Consider the following 21,225-nt stretch of genomic DNA (forward strand, 5'->3'; position numbering starts at 1 on the left):
ACGGTCACGGGTTCGCATGGCGCGGACACTTCCGGCCGCGTAGGCTCGAACGGCCTGCTGTGCGGCGGTGTTGACGACAAGGGGGCGCGATGGACTTCGCGGGCGCGCGGAAGTGGGCGGCGCGGGCCGCTGTTTCCCTGGTCGTTCGCCGCCCCTTCGGCTCACGCGCGGCGCCGCGACGGCCCCGGGCGGGATCCGCCATGCGCGCCCTGGCCGCCGGCCTCGCCGCCGCGGTGCGGGCCCGACCTCGCCCGCCGGCCGATGTGCGGGCGCTGTGCCGGGCGCTGTGCGAGGAGATGAGCGCGCGCCGCGGCGGACGCCCCGTCGAGCTGCGCTTCGAGCGCTTTCCCGACGAGATCGACGTCACCGGACTGTGGGTGGAGTTCCAGGACTTCGACCTCGTCATCGTCGAGGAGCGGGCCGAGGCGGTGCAACAACTGGTCATCCTCGGCCACGAGTTGTGGCACCTGCATGCCGGACACGGCCATCACCACATCGCCGGCGCGGCGGCCGCCGAGGCCCTGGCGGGCGAGCCCGGGTGGCGCGACGCCGCGCTGGCCGTGGCCGCCCGCGACGGGTCCCGTGAGCGGGACGAGGCCGAGGCCGACGACTTCGGGCACCGTCTCGCCGCCGTGTTCCGCCCCTACCTGAGCGGCCGGGACACGGACGCGCCCCTCGACCCCCTGCAGCGGTCCCTGGGCTACCGCGGACGCAAAGGCGGCGAGCGGTGACGACCCGGCTGGCGCTCACACCCTCCGGTTTCCTCAGCGAGTTCCACATCTCCTTCTGGATCCCGGCCACGGTCCTGACCATCGCCCTGGTGATCAAGCTGCCCACCATCGTCCGGCTGTGGCGGGACCCGCTGCTGCGCGCGGTCGGCGGGCTGCTGCTGCTCGCCTGCTTCGTCTTCGTGTTCTGCGCCCCGTCGACGATCGCCCGGGTCAACCGGTTCGTGGGCGTGCCGAACATCTCGGCGCCCTGGTGCTACTCGCTCCTCACCGCGTTCTGCGGCTCCTGTCTGCTGCTGATCATCGCCTGGCGCAACGGCCTGTCCGACCGCTCGGCCGCGACCCGCCGCGCGATGCGCTGGGTGATCTGCGTCTACTCGGGCGTCATCGTCGCCCTGTGGGTGCTGTTCGCGCTCGCCGACGCGCCCGTGGAGCGGCTGCGGGACCTGGACACGTACTACGCCACCACCCCGTTCATGCGCGAGGAGATCCTGCTCTACCTGCTCGCGCACACCGTGGCCGTCCTCATCACGTCCCGGCTGATCTGGAACTGGATGCGCACCGACGGGCTCGACGCCTGGCTGCGCTGGGGCCTGAAGTCCCTGGGCGTCGGCTACGCGATCAACCTGGTCTTCGACGCGGCCAAGCTCACCGCCGTCGTGGCCCGCTGGTCCGGGCACGACCTGGACTGGCTGAGCACGGATCTGGCGCCGACCGTCGCCGCGCTGTCCGCCATCCTGATCGCGGTCGGCTTCATCCTCCCGCACGCCGGCCAGTACCTGCACGAGCGCTGGCGCTTACGGCTCGCCCACCACGAACTGCGCCCCCTGTACCTGCTGATGCGCGCCGTCAACGGCGGCGGCATCCCCTTCGTCCTGCGCGCCACCCCGGAACTGCGCCTGATCCGCCGGGAGACGTTCATCCGTGACGTCCTCCTCCCGCTGGCCCGGCACATCGACGAGGAGCGGCGGCGCCGGGCGTACGACGCGGCACTCGCCCTCGGATTCGAGCCGGGCCGGGCCAAGGCGCTGGCCGCGGCGGTGACGATCCAGGACGCGGTGCAGGCCCGGCGGCGGTCGCCGCAGAGCGAGGGCACGAACGAGTCCGACACGGCCGACCTGCTGCAGGAGATCGGGGCGGTGTCGCGGGCGCTGCGCCGCCCCGAGGAGGTCGAGGCGGTCCGCGAGCGGCTGGCCGGGGCCGCGCCGGGCACGCCCGTGGCGGACGCGGAGCAGGACGATCACGAGAAGCACGACGAGCACGAGGAGCATCCGGTCCGGCCCGGCGAACGTGCGCGGTGAGCGCCGGAGCGTGCCCGTCGGGGACGGTGTCCCTTGGGGATCCGTTGATGACTGTGTCTGTGATGACTGTGTCCGCTGATGACTGTGTCTGTTGAGATGGCACCGAGCGTGCCCGTGGGAGAAAAGAGCGTGCCCGTCCATGAGTGAACGTCCCGCCACCGCCGTCGTCCTCGGCGGCTCCCTCGCCGGCCTGCTCGCCGCGCGGGCCCTGGCCTGTCTCGCCGTACGGGTCACGGTGGTGGAGCGCGACGCGCTGCCCGCCGGTCCCGAGCCGCGCCGGGGCCTGCCGCAGGCCCGGCACGTCCACCAGCTGTGGTCGGGCGGGGTGCGGGCGCTGGAGGAGCTGCTGCCGGGCGTCACCGGGCGGCTGCGGCAGGCGGGGGCGCACCGGCAGCCGGTCACCACGGACATGGTGATCCTGTCGCCGCACGGCTGGTACCGGCGGTGGGCCGAGTCGCACTTCATGCTGCTGTGCAGCCGGGACCTGCTCGACGCGACGGTGCGGGAGCAGGTGCGCGCCGACGAGCGGATCGAGCTGGCCGAGCGGACCGAGGTCCTGGGACTCGACGGCACGGCCGCCGCTGTGGCGGGGGTGCGGGTGCGGCGTCCGGACGGTACGGAACACACCCTGCGGGCCGATCTGGTCGTCGACGCCACCGGCCGCGGCTCCCGCACGTCGCAGTGGCTGACCGAGCTGGGGCTGCCCGCGCCCGACCGCCGGGTGGTGGACTCGGGGCTGGCGTACGCGAGCCGGCTCTACCGCGCGCCCGAGGCGGCCCGGGACGGCTTCCCCGTGGTGAACGTGCAGCCCGACCCGCGCTCCGGCCCCGGGCGGGGCGGTGTCCTGCTGCCCGTCGAGAACGGACGGTGGCTGGTCACCCTGTACGGCACGCGCGGCGGCGAACCGTCCGCCGACACCGGCGACTTCGACCGGTACGCCCGCGAGGAGCTGCGGCATCCCGTGATCGCCGACCTGATCGGCCGGGCGGAGGCGCTGACCGACGTGGCGTTCACCCGGACCACGGCCAACCGGCGGTACTTCTACGAGCGGATGCCGGTGTGGCCGGACAACCTCGTCGTCCTCGGGGACGCGCTCGCCGCCTTCAACCCCGTCTACGGGCACGGCATGTCGGTCGCCGCCCAGAGCGCGGCGGCGCTCGGCACGGTCGTACGCCGGTACGGCTGGGGTTCTCCCGGGTGGGCGCGGCGGGCCCAGCGGGCGGTGGCCCGGCCGGTCGGGCCGGCCTGGGACCTCGCGCTCGGGCAGGACGTGTTCTACCCCGGGGCGACGCAGGGCGGGCCGACCCGGCGGGACCGGTGGGTCGCGGCGTACGTCGACCGGTTGCTGCGCACCGCGATGGGCAACGGGCGCATCGCCCGGCGGGTGACGGATGTGACCTCGCTGGAGCGGGGGCCGGAGGTGCTGCTGACTCCGTCGGTGCTGCTGGCGGCGGTGGTGGGGCCGCTGAAACCGGCACTGACGGCTCCGCCGCTGACGGCTGGGGAACGGAAGGCCGCGGGGTTGTCGTAGGCGCGGGGGGCTGGGCGGGGGTGGGCGGGGGTGGGTGGCGCAGCCCGGCGCTGCGGGGTGCCTCAGGGGGCACGGATGCCCGCGGACTGCGCCGGGCTGCGCACCCATCCCCGGGGCACCCCCGCCCTCAGCCCTCGAACGCCGGCTGCGGCAGCCCCTTCCCCGCGCCTCGCACCACGAACAACGACCCGGACAGCGGCGCCGGCGACTCCAGCCCCGTCCGTGCCGTCGTGATGTACAGGTCGGTCAGGTCGGCGCCCCCGAAGGCGCACGCCGTCACCAGCGGCACCGGCAGCTCGATCACCCGGTCCAGCTCGCCGCCCGGCGTGTAGCGGCGTACCGCCGCCCCCTGCCACAGGGCGACCCACACGCATCCGTCGGCGTCGACCGTCAGTCCGTCGGGAAAGCCGGCGCGCTCCTCGATCTCGGCGAAAGGCCGCCGGTTCGAGATCCGGCCGTCCGCGTGGTCGAACACATCGATACGGCGGGTCGGGGTGTCGATGTAGTACATCAGCCGGCCGTCGGGGCTCCAGCCGGTGCCGTTGCTCACCGTCACGTCGTCGAGCACGACCTCGACGGTGCCGTCGCCGGTGACCCGGGACAGTGTGCCGCCGCCGAGCGCCTCGTCGTAGCGCATGGTGCCGGCCCACAGCGCGCCGTCGGGGGCGACGGCGGCGTCGTTGGCGCGGCGGCCGGGCACGGGTTCCCGGTGCAGCCAGCGGAAGCTGTCGTCGGGGTCGAGGAGCCCGATCCCGTCGCGCAGGTTCAGCACCAGCCCGCCGCCCGTGCGCGGCTTGACGGCGCCCACGTGCTGTTCCGTCCTGCGCACCGTCCGGCGGCCGGTGGCGGGGTCGTACGTGTACACGCGGGAGCCGAGGATGTCGATCCACAGGAGCCGACCGGCCGCCGCGTCCCAGGTCGGGCCCTCGCCGAGCTCCGCCTCCGCGCGGACCGCGACCTCGTACGCCGAGTTCGTCGTCATGCCACGCTCCGGTGACCGAGGCGCTCGGACAGCTCGGCGGCGCCCTTGGCGGCGAGCTGCTCCAGCTCGGCGCGGCGCTCCTCGCTCCAGCGGATCATGGGCACCGAGATGGACAGGGCGGCGACGACCTGGCCGGTGCGGTCCCGGACCGGCGCGGCCACGCAGCTCACGTCGGGGTTGGACTCGCGGCTCTCCACGGCGAGGCCCCGCTGCCGGATCTCGGCCAGGGTCTCGCGCAGGGCGGCCGGGTCGGTGATGCTGTTCGGGGTCATCGCGACCAGCTCGGCGTCGTCGGGGATGCGCGCGGCGAGCTCCTGCTCGGGAAGGGAGGCCAACAGCATCTTGCCGACGGAGGTGCAGTGCGCGGGCAGCCGGCGCCCGGCCGCCGACACCATGCGCACGGCGTGCGTGGAGTCGACCTTGGCGATGTAGATGACGTCGGTGTCCTCCAGGATCGCCACGTGCACGGTCTCGTCGCAGGTCTCGGCGACGGACCGGGCGACCTGCTGGCCCTCGGCGGCGAGGTCGAGCTGCTCGGCGTAGCGGGCGCCGAGCTGGTACGGGCGTACGCCGAGCCGGTAGCGTCCGGGCTGACCGGGCACGGGAACGATGTACTTCCGGGCGGCGAGCGTGGTGACCAGCTCGTGCACGGTGGTGCGCGGCAGCTGGAGCCTGCGCACGATGTCGGGGGCGGAGAGCGTGCCGTCCCCGTCGAGGAAGAGCTCGAGAATGTCGAGAGCCCGGGTCACGGCTGGTACGAGGCGTCCCACGACCGGCACCCTCCCTTGGTGTCTGAAGCTGCGTTCGAAATTTCAACAGCTGATCGGAATAGCGAACACAGGCTACTCAATGTCCGTTTGCCTGGGCAATGGTCCTGCGCGCTCAGGCGCAGAAGGTTGCGGCAGGCGAGGGAGGTGTACGGACGGGAGGATTCCCGCGAACGCGCTCACGCACGCCTCCGCGACTCCCCCAGCACCCCCCGCAAACGCTGCGCCCGCAACACCAGCTCCAGCTCGAACCGCCGGTCGGGATCGCCGATCTCGTCACCCCACAGTTCGCGGATCTGCCTGAGGCGATACCGCACGGTCTGCGGATGGACGCCGAGCCGCGCCGCGACCTCCGGCGCGCCGCCGCGGGTTTCCAGCCAGGCCAGCAGCGTCTCCGCCAGCCGGCGGCCGTGGGTGGGCCCGCAGTGGGCCAGGGGGGCCAGGCACCTCAGGGCGAGGTCGTCGATCAGCTCCTCGGGCTGCAGGAGCACCAGGGCCTCCGTGTGCTCGGTGCAGTACAGCACCTCCCCGGACGGCAGCAGGCCCCGCTCCATCAGGCGTACGGCGGCCTCGGCCCAGCGCAGCGACTTCGCCGCGTCGGCCAGCGGGACGGGCGGTCCGATCGCGCCCGACCAGCCGGTCAGGGCGCGGTGCAGCAGCTCGGGGCGGCCGGCGGCGTCCGGCTCGGGGACGACCATGCGCGGCTGCTCGTACTCCATGTCGAGCAGTACGCCCTGCCCGACCGCCGGTGCCACCGCCTCGCGCGCCGGGCGCAGCAGCACGCCCACCGCGACCTTCTCGGGCAGCGGCCAGCCGATCCGGGCGGCCCGTTCGGCCAGCGCGTCGGCCGGGTCGCCCCGGTGGTGCTCGGCGAGCAGCAGCTCCATGAGCCTGCGCTGCAGGCGCAGGCGTTCCCCGGCCTGGCGGGCGGCGGCCTCCGCGTAGCCGCGTACGGACTGGTCGACCAGGCCGTCCAGGTACTCGTAGCCCGCGTCGACCAGCTCGTACATCGCCGGGGGCGGGATCTCCACGCGCTGGCCGATGTCGGCGAAACGGCGCCAGGCCAGGCGGACGCCCATGCGGTAGATCGCCTGGAGGGAGTCCAGGGAGCGGCCGTGCAGGCCCTCGCCTCTGCCGAACTCCTGGAAGACGCCGGGCGGCACCGTGGGACGGCCCTCCGAGTTCTCCAGGTGCTGGACGAAGACCTCGATGGCGCGGCGGATGCCGACCAGGGCCATCGGCTCGCCGGAGTCGTCCAGGACGACGGGCAGGTGGGGGTACTCGCGCTGGATCTCGCGCAGGATCTCCTCGGCGAGTTCGGGGGCCTCGGCCATGGCGATCGCCGCGAACCGGCGCACCTGGAAGCGCGGCACGTCGTGCCAGGCGGAGCGGTTCGTGACGGTTCCCGGGCGGGTGGCCGTCACGGTCAACTCCCTTGTCCGGCTTGCTCGTACGTGATCAACGGCGTGTTCGGTTGGTCGGGTGTGGCTTCGAGCAGCGCGACGACGCCGAGCGCGGCGCCCACCGCGAGGGCGGCGGCGAGCGCGACGGTCAGCGCGGCGGCGAGCAGTCTGGACATCGCAGGGTCAGCCTCTCTGTCCGGAGGTCGTCCGGAAGGTGTTCGGAGGTCGTCCCCACCCCGTGTGTTCGTACGTCCGTGCACCCCTGCCTGTCGTGCGCCCAGTGTCGACAGGAGATTGACACCTCGTCAAGAGCCGCCTACGGTTCCCGGCCCAATACCGCACGCGCACTTGCCCCCACGGTGTCGACGCGTCCGTACGTCGAACCGACCCACTTCCCTGGAGTGCCCGGATGCGCCGAACAGCCCACCCGTCACCCGACCACCACCCCTCGTCGTCGAGGCCCTTCGGGCCGCGCCTTCCAGCCCCCTTTTCCCTCCTCCTGCTGGGTCTCGGCACGTTCCTGCTGGTGCTGGCCCCCCTGCTCGCGTGGTACGTCGAGCCGCGTGCCGCCGTGAACCCGATCGACATCGACACCACGGCCGTCTACACCGGCCGGGGCAGCGTCTTCGACACCGACCGGATCGAGACGGTGCCCAACCGGAAGATCACCGTCACCCAGCGCGTGCGCGGCAACGTCGAGGACAGCGAGCGCAGCGGCAACGCCGTCTGGGACGTGACGACCACGGTCGACACCGACAAGTCGCTGCCGGCCGCCGACCCGCACGACGCGCTGGACTTCGTCCCGCACCGCTGGGTCATGGACCGCAGGACGACCAAGCCGGTGCACTGCTGCCAGGAGAAGCCGTACATCGAGGGCGAGGCGTACCTGAAGTTCCCGTTCGACGTGGAGAAACGCTCCTACCAGTGGTGGGACAACACCGGCCGCACCACCGTCACGCTGCACTACCGGGGCACCAAGAAGATCCAGGGCTACACCGGCTACCGCTTCACCGGCACCGTCGCGCCCATGAAGACCGGCACCCGGCTGGTGCCCGGCAGCATCGTCGACCAGCCGCGGCGCCCGCAGGTGCTGGCCGAGGAGTGGTACGCCAACCACGGCTTCGAGCTGGTCGTCGACCAGCGCACCGGCCGGGTGATCTACGCGCAGACCGGCCCGAAGCGGACCCTGCGGGCGCCGGGGGCGAAGAAGGACGCGGCGGTGCTGCTGGACAGCCGGAAGATCGCGTTCACGACCGAGACGCAGAAGGAGGCCGTGCGGCAGGCGAAGCAGGACAGCGGTCGACTGCGCATGGTGGGCGAGACGTTGCCGGTCGGTGCGGCTGTGGTGGGATTCGTGCTCGCGGTGGTGGGCGGTGTTCTGGTGGCCCGTGGGCGGAATCGACAGGAACCCACCGATGCGCCCGACACACCCGATACGCCCCGCCCCACCCTCACGATGTGATGTGACGTCAGCTCTAACAAAGCCCGAAATTGTCACGCCGGTGAGTAGCCGTGGAGAACGTCCAGGCGAAAACTGTCCAACCCCACCCGAGCACAACCTGTCCACACCCCACCCCCAGGAAGAGCTCAGACCCCCCACAGCACGCCTGAGTGCGCTCCTGCCTCCCCACGCTGAGTTCCGCACCCTGACACGAGTTGGAGCACCCATGCCCCAGCACGTACCATCCCCTCCCCCGCTCTCGGCTCCGCTCGAGCGGGGGGACCCCCATCGCGCCGCGCCCCCCAGCGCGCCGCAGCACCCTCCGGCGCTCCCCCCACATCCGCGCCGGATCGTCTTCCTCGCCCACCGTGACCTCGGAAACCCGTCGGCCGGCGGCTCCGAGCTCCTCGTCGACCGGCTCGCCGACGGGCTGACCCGCCTGGGCCACCAGGTCACCCTGCTGTGCGGAGGCCCGGCGGCCTTCCGTGACTACCGGGTCGTGTCGGCGGGCGGCGCGTACGGCCACTACCTGCGCGCCCGCTCGGCCTTCGCCCGCCAGGTCGGCGACTGCGACCTGCTGGTCGAGGTGTGCAACGGCATGCCGTACCTGGCGCCCCTGTGGCACCACGGGCCCACGCTGTGCCTGGTCAACCACGTTCACACCGACCTGTGGACGATGCGCTTCGGCGGGCCGCTGGCCCCGGCCGCGCGGATCGGCCGAAGACTGGAGCACTGGGCGCTGACGGGTGCGCAGCGCCGGAGCCTGATGGTCGCGGTCTCCCCCTCGACGGCCCACGCGCTGCGCGCGATCGGCGTCGAGCGGGACCGGATACGCGTGGTGCACAACGGGGTCGAGGAGCCCGGGCCGCGCGCCGACCGCTCGCCCGATCCGCTGTTCGTCGCCGTCGGCCGGCTCGTCGAGTACAAGCGGATCGACCTGCTGCTGCGGCTGTGGGAGCGGGTGCGGCCGGTCACCGGCGGGCGGCTGCTGATCGTCGGGGACGGCCCCGAGCGGGAGCGGCTGGAGCAACTCGCCGGTCCCGGTGTGGAGTTCACCGGTCATGTCTCCGAGGCGGAGAAGCACCGGCTGCTGTGCGCGGCCTGGCTGCTGCTGCACCCCTCCGCGGTGGAGGGCTGGGGCCTGGTGGTGACGGAGGCGGCGGCGCGGGAGACCCCGGCGATCGCCTTCGACGTACCCGGCCTGCGCGACTCCGTGGTCGACGGCGAGACCGGTGTCCTGGCCCAGGGCGAGTCGTCGTTCGCGGCGGCCTGGTGCACGCTGGCCCTGTCCGGGCATCGCCGGGAGTTGATGGGGAAGGCGGCTCGTGACCGGGCGGCGCGGTATCGCTGGGATCGAACGGTCCGGCAGTTCCGGGCCGTGGCCGCCGAGGCGGTGCGGGGCTGGGCGCCGTGACGCCCATGCGCCGTGTCGGTACGGCCGTCTCGCGAGCACGGATTCTTCGTGGCTGGTCGCGTCCACGCGGCGCAGCCGCACATGTCACAGCCCCGCGCTCCTCGGGTCGGCATATGAAGGACCCCTCGATACGGCGCTCCCTCGCCCTCCTCCGCGCCTTCCTGCACGAGCAGGACGACCCCGACGCCTGCTACTCCCTCCTCGCCCGGGACGCCGCCGACCAGGTCGAGGCGTACGACGGTCCGGTCGCCGGGCGCACGGTGGTGGACGTGGGCGGCGGCAGCGGCCACTTCACCGAGGAGTTCCGGCGCCGGGGCGCCCACGCCTACCTGTTCGAGCCGGACGCAGGGGAGCTGGGCGAGAAGCCGCCCGAGGGCGCGGTGATCGCGGACGGGTATCTGCTGCCGCTGTCGGACGGGGTCGCGGACGTCACGTTCTCCTCCAACGTGCTGGAACACGTGGCCGATCCGCAGACGTTCCTCAGCGAGCTGGCCAGGGTGACCCGGCCGGGCGGGCTGATCTACGTGTCGTTCACCAACTGGCTGTCGCCGTGGGGCGGGCACGAGTGGGCCCCGTGGCACTACCTCGGCGCCGAGCGGGCCCGCGCCCGCTACGAGCGCCGTACGGGCAGGACTCCCAAGCACACCCTCGGCGAGAACCTGTTCCCGCACCACATCGGCACCACCTTGCGGCAGGTGCGCGCCCGCGACGACGTGCGGGTCGTCTCGGCGCGCTCCCGCTACTGGCCCTTCCTCGCGGAGACCGTCGTCAAGGCGCCCGGGATCCGCGAGTTCGCCACCTGGAACCTCCTCCTCATCCTGCGGCGGTGTCCCCCATGACGACCACGGTCCAGGCTCCTCCTCCGGCAGCCGTCCCCACCCCCGCGCCCGCCTCGGGCCCGCCGGAGGGCCCGAGGTCGCGGCGCTGGCTTCTGGGGTTCTGGGCCGTGGTGTTCGTGCTGTTCCTCGCGGTGCACCCGGGCCGGCAGACCTTCGACACCAAGCTCGGTGTGACGGTCGACCCCGGCCAGTTCCTGTCCGACCTGGGCCAGTTGTGGCACGACCGGGGCGGGTTCGGCGGCATCCAGGACCAGTACGTCGGCTATCTGTGGCCGATGCTGCCGTTCTACTGGCTGTGCGACCTGGTGCGGCTGCCGGTGTGGCTGGCGGAGCGGCTGTGGCTGTCGCTGGTGGTGTCGGTCGCCTTCTGGGGGGCGCTGCGGCTGGCCGAGCGGCTGCGGATCGGCAGCGGCGCGTCCCGGCTGCTCGCGGCCGTGGCGTACGCGCTGTGGCCGGTGTTCACGACGGTGGTCGGCTCCACGTCGGCCGCCGCGCTGCCGGGTGCCTTCCTGCCGTGGGTGCTGCTGCCGCTGACCGGCGAGCGGTACGCCGCCCGGATCGCGGCCCTGCGTTCGGCGCTGATCGTGCCGTTCATGGGCGGGGTGAACGCGGCGGCGACCCTGGCCTCGCTGCTCCCGGTCGGCCTGTATCTGCTGTCCCGCCCGCCCGGTCCCCGGCAGCGCAAGCTGATCGCCTGGTGGGCGCCCGCCGTGATCGTGGTGACGGCCTGGTGGTGGATCCCGCTGCTGCTGCTCGGGATCTACGGCGAGAACTTCCTCCCCTACATCGAGACCTCGAAGACGACCACGGACACCATGGCGGCCACGGAGGCGCTGCGCGGGGCCGGCAACTGGGTGGCGTACCTGCACTTCGGTGAGGCCTGGCTGCCGGCCGGCTGGACGGTGGCCTCCTCGGTGATCGTGATCGTCTGCTCGGCGCTGGCGGCCGGGCTGGGCCTGGCGGGACTGGCCCGGCGGGACATGCCGGAGCGGCGCTGGCTGGTGCTGACCGCGCTGGTGACGGCGCTGGTGCTGCTCGCCGGGTACGGCGGCGCGTTCGGCGCGCCCTTCCACGACACCGTGCGGGACTGGCTGGACGGCTGGCTCTCGCCGTTCCGCAACATCTACAAGTTCCAGACGGGCCTGGCGCTGGCGCTGGTGTTCGGCCTGGCCCACCTGGTGGGCGTGGCCGCCGAGCGGCACGGTGCCCGGCCGGTGCGGGTCCGCCGCTTCGCCCCGCTGATCGCCGCCGTGCTGATCCTCCCGGGGCTGATGTGGCCGTACCTCAACGGCTCGATCCTCAGCGCCGGTTCGTTCCAGAAGCTCCCCACGTACTGGCAGGCCACGGCCGACTGGCTGGAGAAGTACTCCCCCGACTCGCGTGCCCTGGTCGTCCCGGCGACCGCGCACGGCATCTACACCTGGGGCTCCCCCATCGACCAGCCCCTCGACGTGCTCGCCGAGTCCCGCTGGGCGCAACGGGACTACGTCCCCTTCGGCACCCCCGGCAACCGGCGCGCCATGGACGCCGTCGAGCAGGCCCTGATGTCCGGCGCCGAAGTCCCGGGCCTGGCCGACTACTTGAGCCGGGCCGGCGTCTACTACGTGGTCGTCCGCAACGACCTCGACCCCGACCAGATCGGGTACGTGCCGACCACGACGGTCAAGCGGACCCTGGAACAGTCGGGGTACGAGCGGGTGACGGGCCTCGGCCCGGTGATGACCGGCGGGCGGATCGCGCACGACACGCCGCTCCAGGTCGAGGGCCTGTACCCGCGGCAGCGGGCCGTGGAGATCTACCGGCCGAGCAGCGAGGACGTACCGCGCCCCGGGCAGGCCGCTCTCGCCCCGGTCGCCGACACGGCCGTCGTCTCCGGCGGCCCGGAGGCGCTGCTGCCGCTGGCGACCGAGCTGCGCGGCCGGGCGACCGTGCTGACCGGCGACCACCACCCCGGGCTCGGCACCCCGCCCGTGCAGGTGGTCGGCGACGGGATGCGCTACGCCGACACCCGGTTCGGGCTGGTCAACGCCAACACCTCGTACACGTACACGCGCGACGAGCGCAACGCGCCCGGCGCCCAGCAGGACCCGGGCGGGAAACCGCGCCAGATCCTGCCGACCGAGGGCCTGAACCACCAGACGGTCGCGGAGCTGCGCGGCGCCCGCTCGGTGACGGCGTCCTCGTACGGCAACTGGCTGTTCCACCTCCCGCAGTACGACCCGGTGAACGCCTTCGACGGCGACCCGGGCACCGCGTGGGCCGAGGGCTCGCCCAGTTCCCCGGACGGGCAGTGGCTGCGGATCGGCTTCACGGGCGGCTACGACATGCCGTCGTCGTTCAAGGTGACGCCGCTGCCGCAGGAGAGCGTGCGGGCGGCGGCGACGAAGGTGCGCGTGGAGACGGAGAAGGGGGCACGCACCAGCTTCCTCCGGCCGAACGGCATGACGCAGAGCATCAAGGCGCCCGAGGGCGCGACGGACTGGATGAAGCTGACGATCGTCGACTCGGTGGCGCGTCGCTCCGGCCTGACCGGCGCGGGCTTCTCCGAGATCGATCTGCCGGACGTGCAGGTGACACGGATGCTGCGGCTGCCGACGGACGCCGATGACTCCGACGCGTCGGCCACGGTCGTCTCCCTGCACCGCGCACCCGACCCCACGGGCCTGTCCCCGACGGGCACCGAGGCGGGCCTGCACCGCCGCTTCACGACCACCACGGCCGGGACGTACGAGGTGACGGCGAGCGCGGTGCCGGTCCCCGGCGAGGAACTGGACCGGCTGCTGTACGAGGTCGCGCCCGACCAGCAGACCCGCATCGTCGCCACCGCCGACTCCACGGCGAGCCTCGGCCCCGGCCTGTCGGCGCGCAACCTCACCGACGGCGACCTGACCACGGCGTGGATCGCGGGCGACCGCCCGACCATCCACCTGCGCTGGACCGGGAAGCAGCCGGTCGGCGAGCTGGTCCTGGCCCCGGCGGGGGGCCTGTCCACCCGCGCGAGCGAGGTGCACATCAGCTCCCCGGACGGAGCGGCCATCGCCGGCGTCGACGAGAACGGCTGGGTCCGCTTCCCGCCGATCACCACCGACCGCCTCGACATCACCATCACCGAGACCGCCCCGCTGACCCTGCACAACCCCGTCGCCGACGAGGACCTGAGCCTGCCGGTGGGCCTGACGGAGGCGTACCTCCCGGCTCTCGACCAGTACCGCACCCCGCAGCCGTCCGACTCGCGGAAGTTCTCGCTGCCGTGCGGCAAGGGCCCGGTGCTGGCGGTGGACGGGGAGCTGTACCAGACGGGCGTACGGGGGACGGTCCGGGACCTGACGGAGCGGCGCGCGGTGCAGGTGACGCTCTGCCAGGAGGGCCGGACCGACGCGGAACTGGAGCTGACGGCAGGCTCGCACCGCCTCGAGGGCGGCGACGCGGGCCCGCTGACGCTGACCGACGTCACGCTCACCCGGGGGACGGTCACGGAGGCCGTCGCCGCGGGCCGTGAGCTGCGCGTACGGGACTGGCTGGGCGACCGCCGCGAGGTCACGGTCGGCTCGGGCGCGGCGTCGTACCTCACGACGTACGAGAACCACAACGAGGGCTGGCGGGCCACGCTGAACGGCAAGGAGCTCAGCCCCGTGCGGCTGGACGGCTGGCAGCAGGGCTGGCGGATCCCGGCCGGGGCGGGCGGCACGGTCAAGCTGTCGTACGAGCCGGCGACGACGTACGACGCCGGGCTGATCGGCAGCGGCGTCGGCATCGCCGCCCTGGTCGGCCTGGTGCTGTGGCGCCGCAACGCCCCCAACCCCGACGCGCCGCAGCCGGCCCCGCCGCCGCCCGGCCTGTGGCTCGGCACGGTGGCGCTGACGCTGGTCGGGATCGTGATCGCGGGGTGGCTCGCGCTGCTGGTCCCGGCGCTGGCGCTCCTGGCGGCACGGCGGCACGCCCTGCTCGTGCCGATCGCGTTCCTGGCGCTGGCGGGAGCGGGCATCGCCGCGGCGACGGGCGCCGGGGAGCCGGTCGGGGCGGGTGAGGGGGCGTTCGGGCACGTGGCCCAACTGCTCGCTCTGATCGGGCTGTTCGCGGGCCTGGTGAGCCTGCGGGAACCGCCTTACGCGTCGGAGGCGCCGACGCGGCAGTTGCCCAGGACGGATCCGGGGGGTGAGCCCAAGTGACCGCACCCGTACCTGCACGCATCCCGTTCCCGGTCGTGGACGAAGTGGCCCGGCACTGCCTCCAGGAGGAGGAGCCGGAGACGGTCCACATCGAGGTCCACCTCCCCGGGCGTCTGGAGCCGGCCCGCCTGCGCAAGGCGTTCACGGAGGCCCTGCACCGGCATCCCCGCATCCTCATGCGGGAGGCACGGGGGCCGTGGTACCGGCGGCGCTACGAGTGGGAGCTGACGGCGGAGCCGGATGTGGAGGTGGTGAGCTTTCCGCCGCCGGGGAGGGACGCGTTACGGGATGCGCGGACGCGTGCGCTGACGCAGGCGCCGCCGTTGTCGGTGTCGCCGCCGATCAGGTTAGAGGTGGTGGAAACACAAGGGACCGTCCTGTTCCTCACCATCAACCACACCGCCCTCGACGGCCCCGCCTGCCTCCGCGTCCTCGCCACCGCGGCGGAGCTGTACGGCGGCAAGGACAACGCCCCGGCAGCTCCACCCACACGTACGGCCGAAGCCCACCAAGAACCCCCGGACACTCCCACCAACTGGTCCCGCCCCGCCCGGGTGGCGCCCGGCACCCCCGAACCCTCCCCCGGCAACGGCATGCTCGTCACCGAACTCCCCCTCCCGCACCGCCCGAAGGGCTCCCCCTACACGGTCAACGACCAGCTCATGGTCACCACGGCCCTGACCATCGCCCACTGGAACCGGGAACACGGCGCCCTCCCCCACTCTCGACTTCGCTCGAGCGGGGGGACCCCCATCCGCCCCCTGCGCATCACCATGCCCGTGGACGACCGCCCCCGCGACACCAGCATGCCCATCGGCAACGGCACCCGCCTGGTCGAAGTCCCCTTCTCGCCGGAGGAGTTGGATGTCACCGACATGCCCGCCCTGCTGCGCCGCACGGCCGCCCGCACCCGCGCCCTGAAGTCCCTGCCCCGCCCCCAGCTCGGTCACGGCGCCGCCCTCCTCACCGCCCCCTGGGCGCCGGTCGCCGCTCGCGCCGCGCTCACCCGCGCGCTACGCAGAGCCGCCGCCCCCTGGACCTCCACCACCCTCCTCAGCAACATCGGCCGCGTCCCGTACCCGCTGGACTTCGGCGAGGAGGCGGGCCGCGCACACGCGGTCTGGTTCTCGGCCCCGGCCCGGATGCCCCGCGGTCTCACCGTCACCACCGCCTCCACCGCCGGCCGCCTCCACCTGGCCCTGCGCTGGTCCCGGGCCCTGCTCGGCCACGGCGACGGAGCCCACCTGCGGGACCTCTTCGAGCACTACCTGCACACGACGGAGGCCACCCCGTGACGACCACCGCAGCACCCCCCAAGGACCTGCGCGACTTCTACGAGAACCCCGCCGTCCCCGTGGCCTCCGGCACCCCCCGCAGCCGCCGCCAGGCCCGCATGCTGGCAGACGCGCTCGAAGCCGCCGACGAACCGCGGATGATCCTCGACATCGGCTGCGGCGACGGCACGGCGGCCGCCACCGCCGCCCCCTACCTGCGCGGCCACCGCATCATCGGCGTCGACTGGTCCCAGGACGCCCTCACACGCGCCCGCACGCACGTCCCGTACGCGGTCCGCGGCGAACTCACCGGCGGCGGGCTGCCGTTCCGCACCGCCTCCGCGGACGCCGTGCTGTTCAGCGAGGTCATCGAGCACCTCGTCGACCCGGACGCGGCCCTGGACGAGATCCGCCGCGTGCTCCGCCCCGGGGGCCACCTCATGCTGTCCACCCCGAACCTGGCCGCCTGGTACAACCGCGCCCTGCTGCTGGCCGGGGTCCAGCCCGTCTTCTCCGAGGTCAGCCTGCGCGCCATCCACGGCCGCCCGGGCCGGGAGGTCGTCGGGCACCTGCGCCTGTACACCGCCCGGGCGCTGCGGGAGTTCGTGGCCGCGTCCGGCTTCGAGGTCGTACGCCTCGCAGGGGCGCCCTTCCACGGCGTACCGCGACCGCTGCGCCCGCTGGACCGGCTGGCCTGCGCCAGACCACCGCTCGCGTCGATCCTCCTCCTGCACGCCCGGAGGACGTAGGCCATGTGGTGGGGAGTGGCCGCGGCCCTGTTGGCGAACACCCTGTACAGCCTCGGTTTCGTCCTGGAGAAACGGGCGCTCACCTCCCTCCCCGAGGTGACGGTCCGCCGGCCGGGGCGGCTGCTGAGGCTGGTGCTGGGCAGCCCCCTGTGGATCGGCGGGTCCCTCTCCCTCGCCGCCGGTTTCGCCGCGCAGCTCGTCGTCTACCGCACGCTGCCGATCGCCGCCGCGCAGGGCATCTTCGTCTCCGGTCTGGTGCTGCTCGTGCTGCTGTCGTCGCGGCTGCTGGGCGAGGAGACCACGGGCCGGGAGCGGTACGCGCTCGGCGCGATCCTGCTCGCGCTGCTGATGGTGGTGCTGTCCCTGCGCGAGGGCGCGGACAGTGTCAGCCGTGCGGCGCCGTATCCGCTGATCCTGCTGGTGTGCGTGCCGTCGCTGGCGGCCGGGGTGTGGCTGTACAACTCCGCCGAGCGCCGCGCCCGGCACCGGCACCGGCTGCCGACGACCGGCGTCGAGTACGGCGTGGCGGTGGGCCTGCTGTACGGGGTCAGCTCGCTCGCCATCAAGGGCGTCTCCGGCTACCTGACGACCGGCGGCCTGGGCGGCGCGCTCCTCGACGTGCTGCGCTCCCCGTACCCGTATCTGCTGCTGTTCACCGGCGCGTTCGGCCTGGTGATGTCGCAGGCGGCGCTGCAGCGCTGCCGGGCCTCGCTGATCGTGCCGGTGTGCACGACCGTGACCTGTCTGTACACGGCGGTGCTCGGCACGCTGTCGTTCGGCGAGGCGCTGCCCGAGGAGCCCCTCAGGCTCGCGCTGCGCGTCGCGGGCACCGCGCTCGCGGTCGCCGTGCTGCTGTCGATGCCGAAGCACGACACCGCTCCCCGACCCCCCACCCCGGCCAAGGAGTTGACCCCTCCATGAAACCCGACGACCCGCTGCTGAAGATCCTGGCGTGCCCGCTCGACAAAGGCCCGCTGCACCTCCTCGCCGCCCAGGCCGAGCAGCAGGAGGAGGCGCTGTACAACCCGCGCCTGCGCCGCCGCTACCCGATCGTCGACGGCATTCCGCAGCTGCTGCCGTCCTCCGGGGAACAGGTCTCGGACGACGAACACGAGGAGTTCCTCAAGAGGATGGCCCCATGACCACGCTGGCCGCCCGCCTGGCGTCCCTCCTGCCCACCCGCCTGGTGGCCGCGACCGCCCGGGCCGTCTACCCGCGCTTCGAGCCCGAGCTGGCCCGGCTCGCCGAGCTGTGCCCGCCGGACTGCGGCACGGCGGTGGACGTCGGCGGCTGGTACGGCCCGTGGACGTGCCGGCTGGCCGGCCGGGCGAAGCAGGTGGTGACCATCGAACCGGTCCCCCACCTGGCGCGGCTGCTGGCCGCCGCGGCCCCGCCGAACGTGCGGGTGATCCGGGCCGCCGCCTCGGACCGCCCCGGCATCGCCCGCCTGTGGCTGCCGTCCGACGACGGGGGCGACCGGGGTGTGTCGTCGCTGGTCCGCCGCGACATCCACGGCCGCGCGCTGGACGTCTCCTGCGTCACGCTGGACGAGCTCGGCCTGCGCGACGTCGGCTTCATCAAGATCGACGTGGACGGCAACGAACCGGCGGTGCTGCGCGGCGCGACGGGCCTGCTGGCCCGCGACCGCCCGGCCCTCTTCGTCGAGCTGGAGTCCCGCATCCAGCCGATCGCCCCGGTGGTGACGTACCTGTCCCTGCTCGGCTACGACGGCTGGGTGCTCCCCGGCGACACCTGGGTCCCGCTGTCCGAGTTCCCGCTGGAGGCCCACCAGGCGAACGCCTCGTACGTCGTCTCCCACGGCCTGCTCCGCCGCGTCCTGCCCCACAACGGCCTCAGGGGCCCGCGCTACGTCAACTCGGTCCTCTTCCTCCCGGACGGCCGCCGCCCGGCGACGGAGCCGGTCGGGGACGATGGTGCCCATGCCCTCCGGAAAGCCCCCCGCTAGCCCCTTCACCTCCCGCGACTTCCAGCTGGTGCTGCTGCGCCGCATGGCCGACCACAATCCCGGCCTGGTGGAGGACGCCCGCCGGGCGCTCGGCGCCTCGAACGCGGACCTGCGCGAGGCCAACAAGCGCTGGCAGGCGATGGTCCGCTCGCCGCGGTCCCGCCCGGCCCTGTCCAGGTACCGCTCGGTCCTCGGCGAACCGGAGTCGAGGACCCCGCGCAGGATCGGCGACCTGGACTGCGAGGCCTGGCACTGGCCCCTCCCCCTCTGGCCGGACCTGCGCTTCGAGGTCCTGACGGCCCCGAACGGCGCCGTGTGGAACGAATGGCTGGTCCGCGCCCCGGACGCGCCCGCCCCGGCGCTGAACACCCTCGACGACCTCACCCCCTGGTCCTGCACGGTCGACGAGGCGGCCCGCGCCTTCGCCCCGGCCCGCCCCCTCCAGGGCTCGGCCCCGACCCGCTGGGGTCTCGCCTTCACCGCCCCGGACCGGCAGGGCGTGCGGCACGAGGTGGTCGCGGAGTTCACGTGGGGGCTGCTGCAGCGGACCCAGGTCAGCGCGTAGCCGCCGCCAGGACCGCCTCGACGACCCGCTCCACCGACCCCGTGTGCAGCGACAGGAACAGATTGGGCTCGATGAGCTCCAGTTCCATCACGCACGGCTGCCCGTCCTGCCCGTCCACGAGGTCGACGCGGGCGTACAGCAGCTCGGGCGATCCGGGTACGGCCGCCAACGCCCGTTCAGCCACGGCGAGTTCGGCCGGGGTCGGGGTCCAGGGCACGAGGCCGGGATGGGCGGTCTTCTCCTGGTCGTAGGGCGTGCCGGGCGCGAGGACGGCCCTCTTGCGGCTGGCGTGCAGCAGCCGTCCGCCGAAGAACTGCAGCGCCCGCTCACCGGCGGTGTCGATGCCCCGCATGTACGGCTGGATCATGGCGGTGAACCCCTCGGCGTGCATCCGCTTCAGGTGCCGTACGGCGGTGTCGTGCTCGCCGGGCGTGTAGCGCGCGGCGAACCGGGCGCCCGCGCCGGAGGTGGGCTTGACGACGTACTCGTGGTCCTCGGGGAGGCCGACCGGGTCGCCGGGCGCGAGGTAGCGGGTGGGGACGACGGGCACGGAGGCCGCTGCGAGATCCCCGAGGTACCGCTTGTCGCTGTTCCACCGGACGACCTCGGGCGGATTGGCGAGCCGCGTCAGCTTCCCGCACCGCTCCACCCACGCCGCGAACTCCTCCGCCCGCCAGCTGTAGTCCCACGTCGACCGGATGACGGCGAGGTCGAACCCGCCCCAGTCGGCGGCGGGGTCGTCCCAGGGCACGGCGACGGCCTCGGCACCGGCGTCCCGCAGCGCCCGCACCAGCACCGGCAGGTCACTGTCCTTGCTGGGCTCGGGCCCGGGGTCGTAGGTGACGAACGCGATACGGGGCACGGCGGGCTCCATCCTCGTACGGAATGACCGGATGATCCGCCCGCAGGCTAACCGTGTCCCCCGCAACCGGGGCAACCCAATTGACCTTCCCCTTCGGTGAAGCCCCAGCATCGGGAGCGGGAACCGGAAGGGAGCGCGACGTGCGCATGGAGATGCTGACGATCGGCGCCTTCGCCAGGGCGTCCCGCCTCTCGCCGAAGGCGCTGCGCCTGTACGACGAACTGGACCTGCTGCGGCCCGCCCGCGTGGACCCGGACACCGGATACCGGTACTACGCGGTCGGGCAGTTGGAGCGGGCCCGGCTGGTGGCATGGCTGCGGCGGCTCGGGATGCCGCTGGCCGAGATCCGGCACGTCTGCGCCCTCGAACCGGCGGACGCCGCCCGCGAGATCCGCGCCTACTGGGCCCGGGTCGAAGCGGAGACGGCGGTACGGCGGGACCTCGCCGCGTTCCTGGTCGATCACCTGACGACGAACGAGTCGACGGAAGCGTCGAGGAAGGACACCACCATGCTGGAACTGCGCTACTTCGCCCACTCGGACCCCGGTCACGTCCGCCCCGCCAACCAGGACACGGCGTACGCGGGCACCCGGCTGCTCGCCGTGGCCGACGGCTTCGGAGCGGCGGGCGCGCCCGCGAGCAGCGCCGCGGTGGAGGCGCTGCGCTTCCTCGACACCGAGGAGGTCCCGGCGGGCGGGGTCCTCAACGTCCTGGAGGACGCGGTGCGCGGCGCCGCCGAGGCGGTCCGGGACGTGGCGGACGGCACCGACGCCGGCACGACCCTCACCGCCCTGCTGTGGACGGGCTCCCGCCTCGCCCTGGTCCACATCGGCGACTCCCGCGCCTACCTGCTGCGCGACGGCGGCCTGTCGCGGATCACCCACGACCACACCATGGTCCAGTCGATGATCGACGAGGGCCGCCTGACCCCGGAGGAGGCCGCGACCCACCCCCGGCGCACGCTCCTGCTGAAGGCCCTGACGGGCGGCGAGCCTGCCGCTTCCCCCGACCTCCGCCTCCACGAGGCCCGCCCCGGCGACCGGTACCTCCTCTGCTCCGACGGCCTGTCCACGGTCGTCCCCGACGACCGCATCCACGCCCTGCTGTCCTCCCTGCCCGCCCCTGACGAGGCGGTCCACGCCCTGGTCGCCGCCGCGAACCACGCCGGCGGCCCGGACAACGTCAGCTGTGTGGTGGCGGACGTGGTGGACACGGCGGCCTGACCGCTGACGCC

General features: G+C 73.5%; 19 protein-coding genes. 14 read left to right on the forward strand and 5 right to left on the reverse strand.

The window, feature by feature from the left end; genetic code table 11:
* Positions 1-89: 89 nt before the first annotated feature.
* The 3 genes from ACYVMZ_RS03020 to ACYVMZ_RS03030 all read left to right on the forward strand — a co-directional run bounded on the left by ACYVMZ_RS03020 (position 90) and on the right by ACYVMZ_RS03030 (position 3,560).
* Positions 90-731, forward strand: a complete 642-nt coding sequence (locus tag ACYVMZ_RS03020; protein ID WP_461075101.1) for a toxin-antitoxin system, toxin component family protein — start codon at positions 90-92, stop codon at positions 729-731.
* Positions 728-2,029 carry an MAB_1171c family putative transporter gene (locus ACYVMZ_RS03025; RefSeq protein WP_461075103.1) on the forward strand — a complete coding sequence of 434 codons (1,302 nt, stop codon included), beginning with the start codon at positions 728-730 and terminating at the stop codon, positions 2,027-2,029. The genes ACYVMZ_RS03020 and ACYVMZ_RS03025 overlap by 4 nt, the downstream gene beginning before the upstream one ends.
* 139 nt (positions 2,030-2,168) lie before the next feature.
* Positions 2,169-3,560 carry an FAD-dependent oxidoreductase gene (locus ACYVMZ_RS03030; protein ID WP_461075105.1) on the forward strand — a complete coding sequence of 464 codons (1,392 nt, stop codon included), beginning with the start codon at positions 2,169-2,171 and terminating at the stop codon, positions 3,558-3,560.
* A 127-nt stretch (positions 3,561-3,687) separates the two neighbouring features.
* On the opposite strand, the gene ACYVMZ_RS03035 is transcribed toward ACYVMZ_RS03030, so the two are convergent.
* The 4 genes from ACYVMZ_RS03035 to ACYVMZ_RS03050 all read right to left on the reverse strand — a co-directional run bounded on the left by ACYVMZ_RS03035 (position 3,688) and on the right by ACYVMZ_RS03050 (position 6,888).
* Positions 3,688-4,542: an SMP-30/gluconolactonase/LRE family protein gene (locus ACYVMZ_RS03035; protein WP_461075107.1), complete on the reverse strand. Its 855-nt coding sequence runs from the start codon at positions 4,540-4,542 to the stop codon at positions 3,688-3,690.
* Positions 4,539-5,312, reverse strand: a complete 774-nt coding sequence (locus ACYVMZ_RS03040; RefSeq protein WP_461075109.1) for an IclR family transcriptional regulator — start codon at positions 5,310-5,312, stop codon at positions 4,539-4,541. Before ACYVMZ_RS03040 ends, ACYVMZ_RS03035 begins: the two co-directional genes overlap by 4 nt.
* Positions 5,313-5,488: 176 nt before the next feature.
* Positions 5,489-6,733, reverse strand: coding sequence for a PucR family transcriptional regulator (locus ACYVMZ_RS03045; RefSeq protein ID WP_461075111.1), 1,245 nt, complete (start codon positions 6,731-6,733; stop codon positions 5,489-5,491).
* Positions 6,734-6,735: 2 nt separating this feature from the next.
* Positions 6,736-6,888: a hypothetical protein gene (locus tag ACYVMZ_RS03050; protein WP_010042314.1), complete on the reverse strand. Its 153-nt coding sequence runs from the start codon at positions 6,886-6,888 to the stop codon at positions 6,736-6,738.
* 233 nt (positions 6,889-7,121) lie between these two features.
* Between ACYVMZ_RS03050 and ACYVMZ_RS03055 the strand changes: the two genes are divergently transcribed.
* The 10 genes from ACYVMZ_RS03055 to ACYVMZ_RS03100 all read left to right on the forward strand — a co-directional run bounded on the left by ACYVMZ_RS03055 (position 7,122) and on the right by ACYVMZ_RS03100 (position 19,129).
* A complete protein-coding gene (locus tag ACYVMZ_RS03055; RefSeq protein ID WP_461075113.1) occupies positions 7,122-8,174 on the forward strand; it encodes a PorA family protein in 1,053 nt (350 codons plus the stop codon).
* Between the two features lie 205 nt (positions 8,175-8,379).
* A complete protein-coding gene (locus ACYVMZ_RS03060) occupies positions 8,380-9,567 on the forward strand; it encodes a glycosyltransferase family 4 protein (protein ID WP_461075115.1) in 1,188 nt (395 codons plus the stop codon).
* 113 nt (positions 9,568-9,680) lie between these two features.
* Positions 9,681-10,406 carry a class I SAM-dependent methyltransferase gene (locus ACYVMZ_RS03065; protein ID WP_461075117.1) on the forward strand — a complete coding sequence of 242 codons (726 nt, stop codon included), beginning with the start codon at positions 9,681-9,683 and terminating at the stop codon, positions 10,404-10,406.
* Positions 10,403-14,575: a DUF3367 domain-containing protein gene (locus ACYVMZ_RS03070; RefSeq protein ID WP_461075119.1), complete on the forward strand. Its 4,173-nt coding sequence runs from the start codon at positions 10,403-10,405 to the stop codon at positions 14,573-14,575. Before ACYVMZ_RS03065 ends, ACYVMZ_RS03070 begins: the two co-directional genes overlap by 4 nt.
* The gene (locus ACYVMZ_RS03075) at positions 14,572-15,870 is read left to right on the forward strand and encodes a condensation protein (protein WP_461075121.1); all 1,299 of its coding nucleotides are present in this window, start codon (positions 14,572-14,574) and stop codon (positions 15,868-15,870) included. The genes ACYVMZ_RS03070 and ACYVMZ_RS03075 overlap by 4 nt, the downstream gene beginning before the upstream one ends.
* A complete protein-coding gene (locus ACYVMZ_RS03080; RefSeq protein ID WP_461075123.1) occupies positions 15,867-16,598 on the forward strand; it encodes a class I SAM-dependent methyltransferase in 732 nt (243 codons plus the stop codon). Before ACYVMZ_RS03075 ends, ACYVMZ_RS03080 begins: the two co-directional genes overlap by 4 nt.
* 15 nt (positions 16,599-16,613) lie before the next feature.
* On the forward strand, positions 16,614-17,519 hold the full coding sequence (locus tag ACYVMZ_RS03085) for a hypothetical protein (RefSeq protein ID WP_461076315.1): 906 nt from the start codon (positions 16,614-16,616) through the stop codon (positions 17,517-17,519).
* A complete protein-coding gene (locus ACYVMZ_RS03090; RefSeq protein ID WP_461075125.1) occupies positions 17,516-17,740 on the forward strand; it encodes a Trm112 family protein in 225 nt (74 codons plus the stop codon). Before ACYVMZ_RS03085 ends, ACYVMZ_RS03090 begins: the two co-directional genes overlap by 4 nt.
* A complete protein-coding gene (locus tag ACYVMZ_RS03095; RefSeq protein WP_461075127.1) occupies positions 17,737-18,564 on the forward strand; it encodes an FkbM family methyltransferase in 828 nt (275 codons plus the stop codon). The genes ACYVMZ_RS03090 and ACYVMZ_RS03095 overlap by 4 nt, the downstream gene beginning before the upstream one ends.
* The gene (locus ACYVMZ_RS03100) at positions 18,530-19,129 is read left to right on the forward strand and encodes a hypothetical protein (RefSeq protein ID WP_461075129.1); all 600 of its coding nucleotides are present in this window, start codon (positions 18,530-18,532) and stop codon (positions 19,127-19,129) included. The genes ACYVMZ_RS03095 and ACYVMZ_RS03100 overlap by 35 nt, the downstream gene beginning before the upstream one ends.
* On the opposite strand, the gene ACYVMZ_RS03105 is transcribed toward ACYVMZ_RS03100, so the two are convergent.
* Positions 19,119-19,991: an ATP-grasp domain-containing protein gene (locus ACYVMZ_RS03105; RefSeq protein ID WP_461075131.1), complete on the reverse strand. Its 873-nt coding sequence runs from the start codon at positions 19,989-19,991 to the stop codon at positions 19,119-19,121. The two genes, ACYVMZ_RS03100 and ACYVMZ_RS03105, sit on opposite strands and share 11 nt — an antisense overlap.
* Positions 19,992-20,137: 146 nt before the next feature.
* On the opposite strand from ACYVMZ_RS03105, the gene ACYVMZ_RS03110 reads away from it, so the two are divergent.
* On the forward strand, positions 20,138-21,214 hold the full coding sequence (locus tag ACYVMZ_RS03110) for a MerR family transcriptional regulator (protein ID WP_461076317.1): 1,077 nt from the start codon (positions 20,138-20,140) through the stop codon (positions 21,212-21,214).
* Positions 21,215-21,225: the final 11 nt, after the last annotated feature.

It is taken from the genome of Streptomyces deserti (genome assembly GCF_054782695.1).

Excerpts from the sequence above, each read along its gene's own strand:
- ACYVMZ_RS03020 (WP_461075101.1), top strand. The coding sequence starts at position 90 with ATGGACTTCGCGGGCGCGCGGAAGTGGGCGGCGCGGGCCGCTGTTTCC.
- ACYVMZ_RS03030 (WP_461075105.1), top strand. The coding sequence starts at position 2,169 with ATGAGTGAACGTCCCGCCACCGCCGTCGTCCTCGGCGGCTCCCTCGCC.
- ACYVMZ_RS03035 (WP_461075107.1), bottom strand. The coding sequence starts at position 4,542 with ATGACGACGAACTCGGCGTACGAGGTCGCGGTCCGCGCGGAGGCGGAG.
- ACYVMZ_RS03050 (WP_010042314.1), bottom strand. The coding sequence starts at position 6,888 with ATGTCCAGACTGCTCGCCGCCGCGCTGACCGTCGCGCTCGCCGCCGCC.
- ACYVMZ_RS03055 (WP_461075113.1), top strand. The coding sequence starts at position 7,122 with ATGCGCCGAACAGCCCACCCGTCACCCGACCACCACCCCTCGTCGTCG.
- ACYVMZ_RS03060 (WP_461075115.1), top strand. The coding sequence starts at position 8,380 with ATGCCCCAGCACGTACCATCCCCTCCCCCGCTCTCGGCTCCGCTCGAG.
- ACYVMZ_RS03065 (WP_461075117.1), top strand. The coding sequence starts at position 9,681 with ATGAAGGACCCCTCGATACGGCGCTCCCTCGCCCTCCTCCGCGCCTTC.
- ACYVMZ_RS03070 (WP_461075119.1), top strand. The coding sequence starts at position 10,403 with ATGACGACCACGGTCCAGGCTCCTCCTCCGGCAGCCGTCCCCACCCCC.
- ACYVMZ_RS03090 (WP_461075125.1), top strand. The coding sequence starts at position 17,516 with ATGAAACCCGACGACCCGCTGCTGAAGATCCTGGCGTGCCCGCTCGAC.
- ACYVMZ_RS03095 (WP_461075127.1), top strand. The coding sequence starts at position 17,737 with ATGACCACGCTGGCCGCCCGCCTGGCGTCCCTCCTGCCCACCCGCCTG.
- ACYVMZ_RS03100 (WP_461075129.1), top strand. The coding sequence starts at position 18,530 with ATGGTGCCCATGCCCTCCGGAAAGCCCCCCGCTAGCCCCTTCACCTCC.
- ACYVMZ_RS03110 (WP_461076317.1), top strand. The coding sequence starts at position 20,138 with ATGGAGATGCTGACGATCGGCGCCTTCGCCAGGGCGTCCCGCCTCTCG.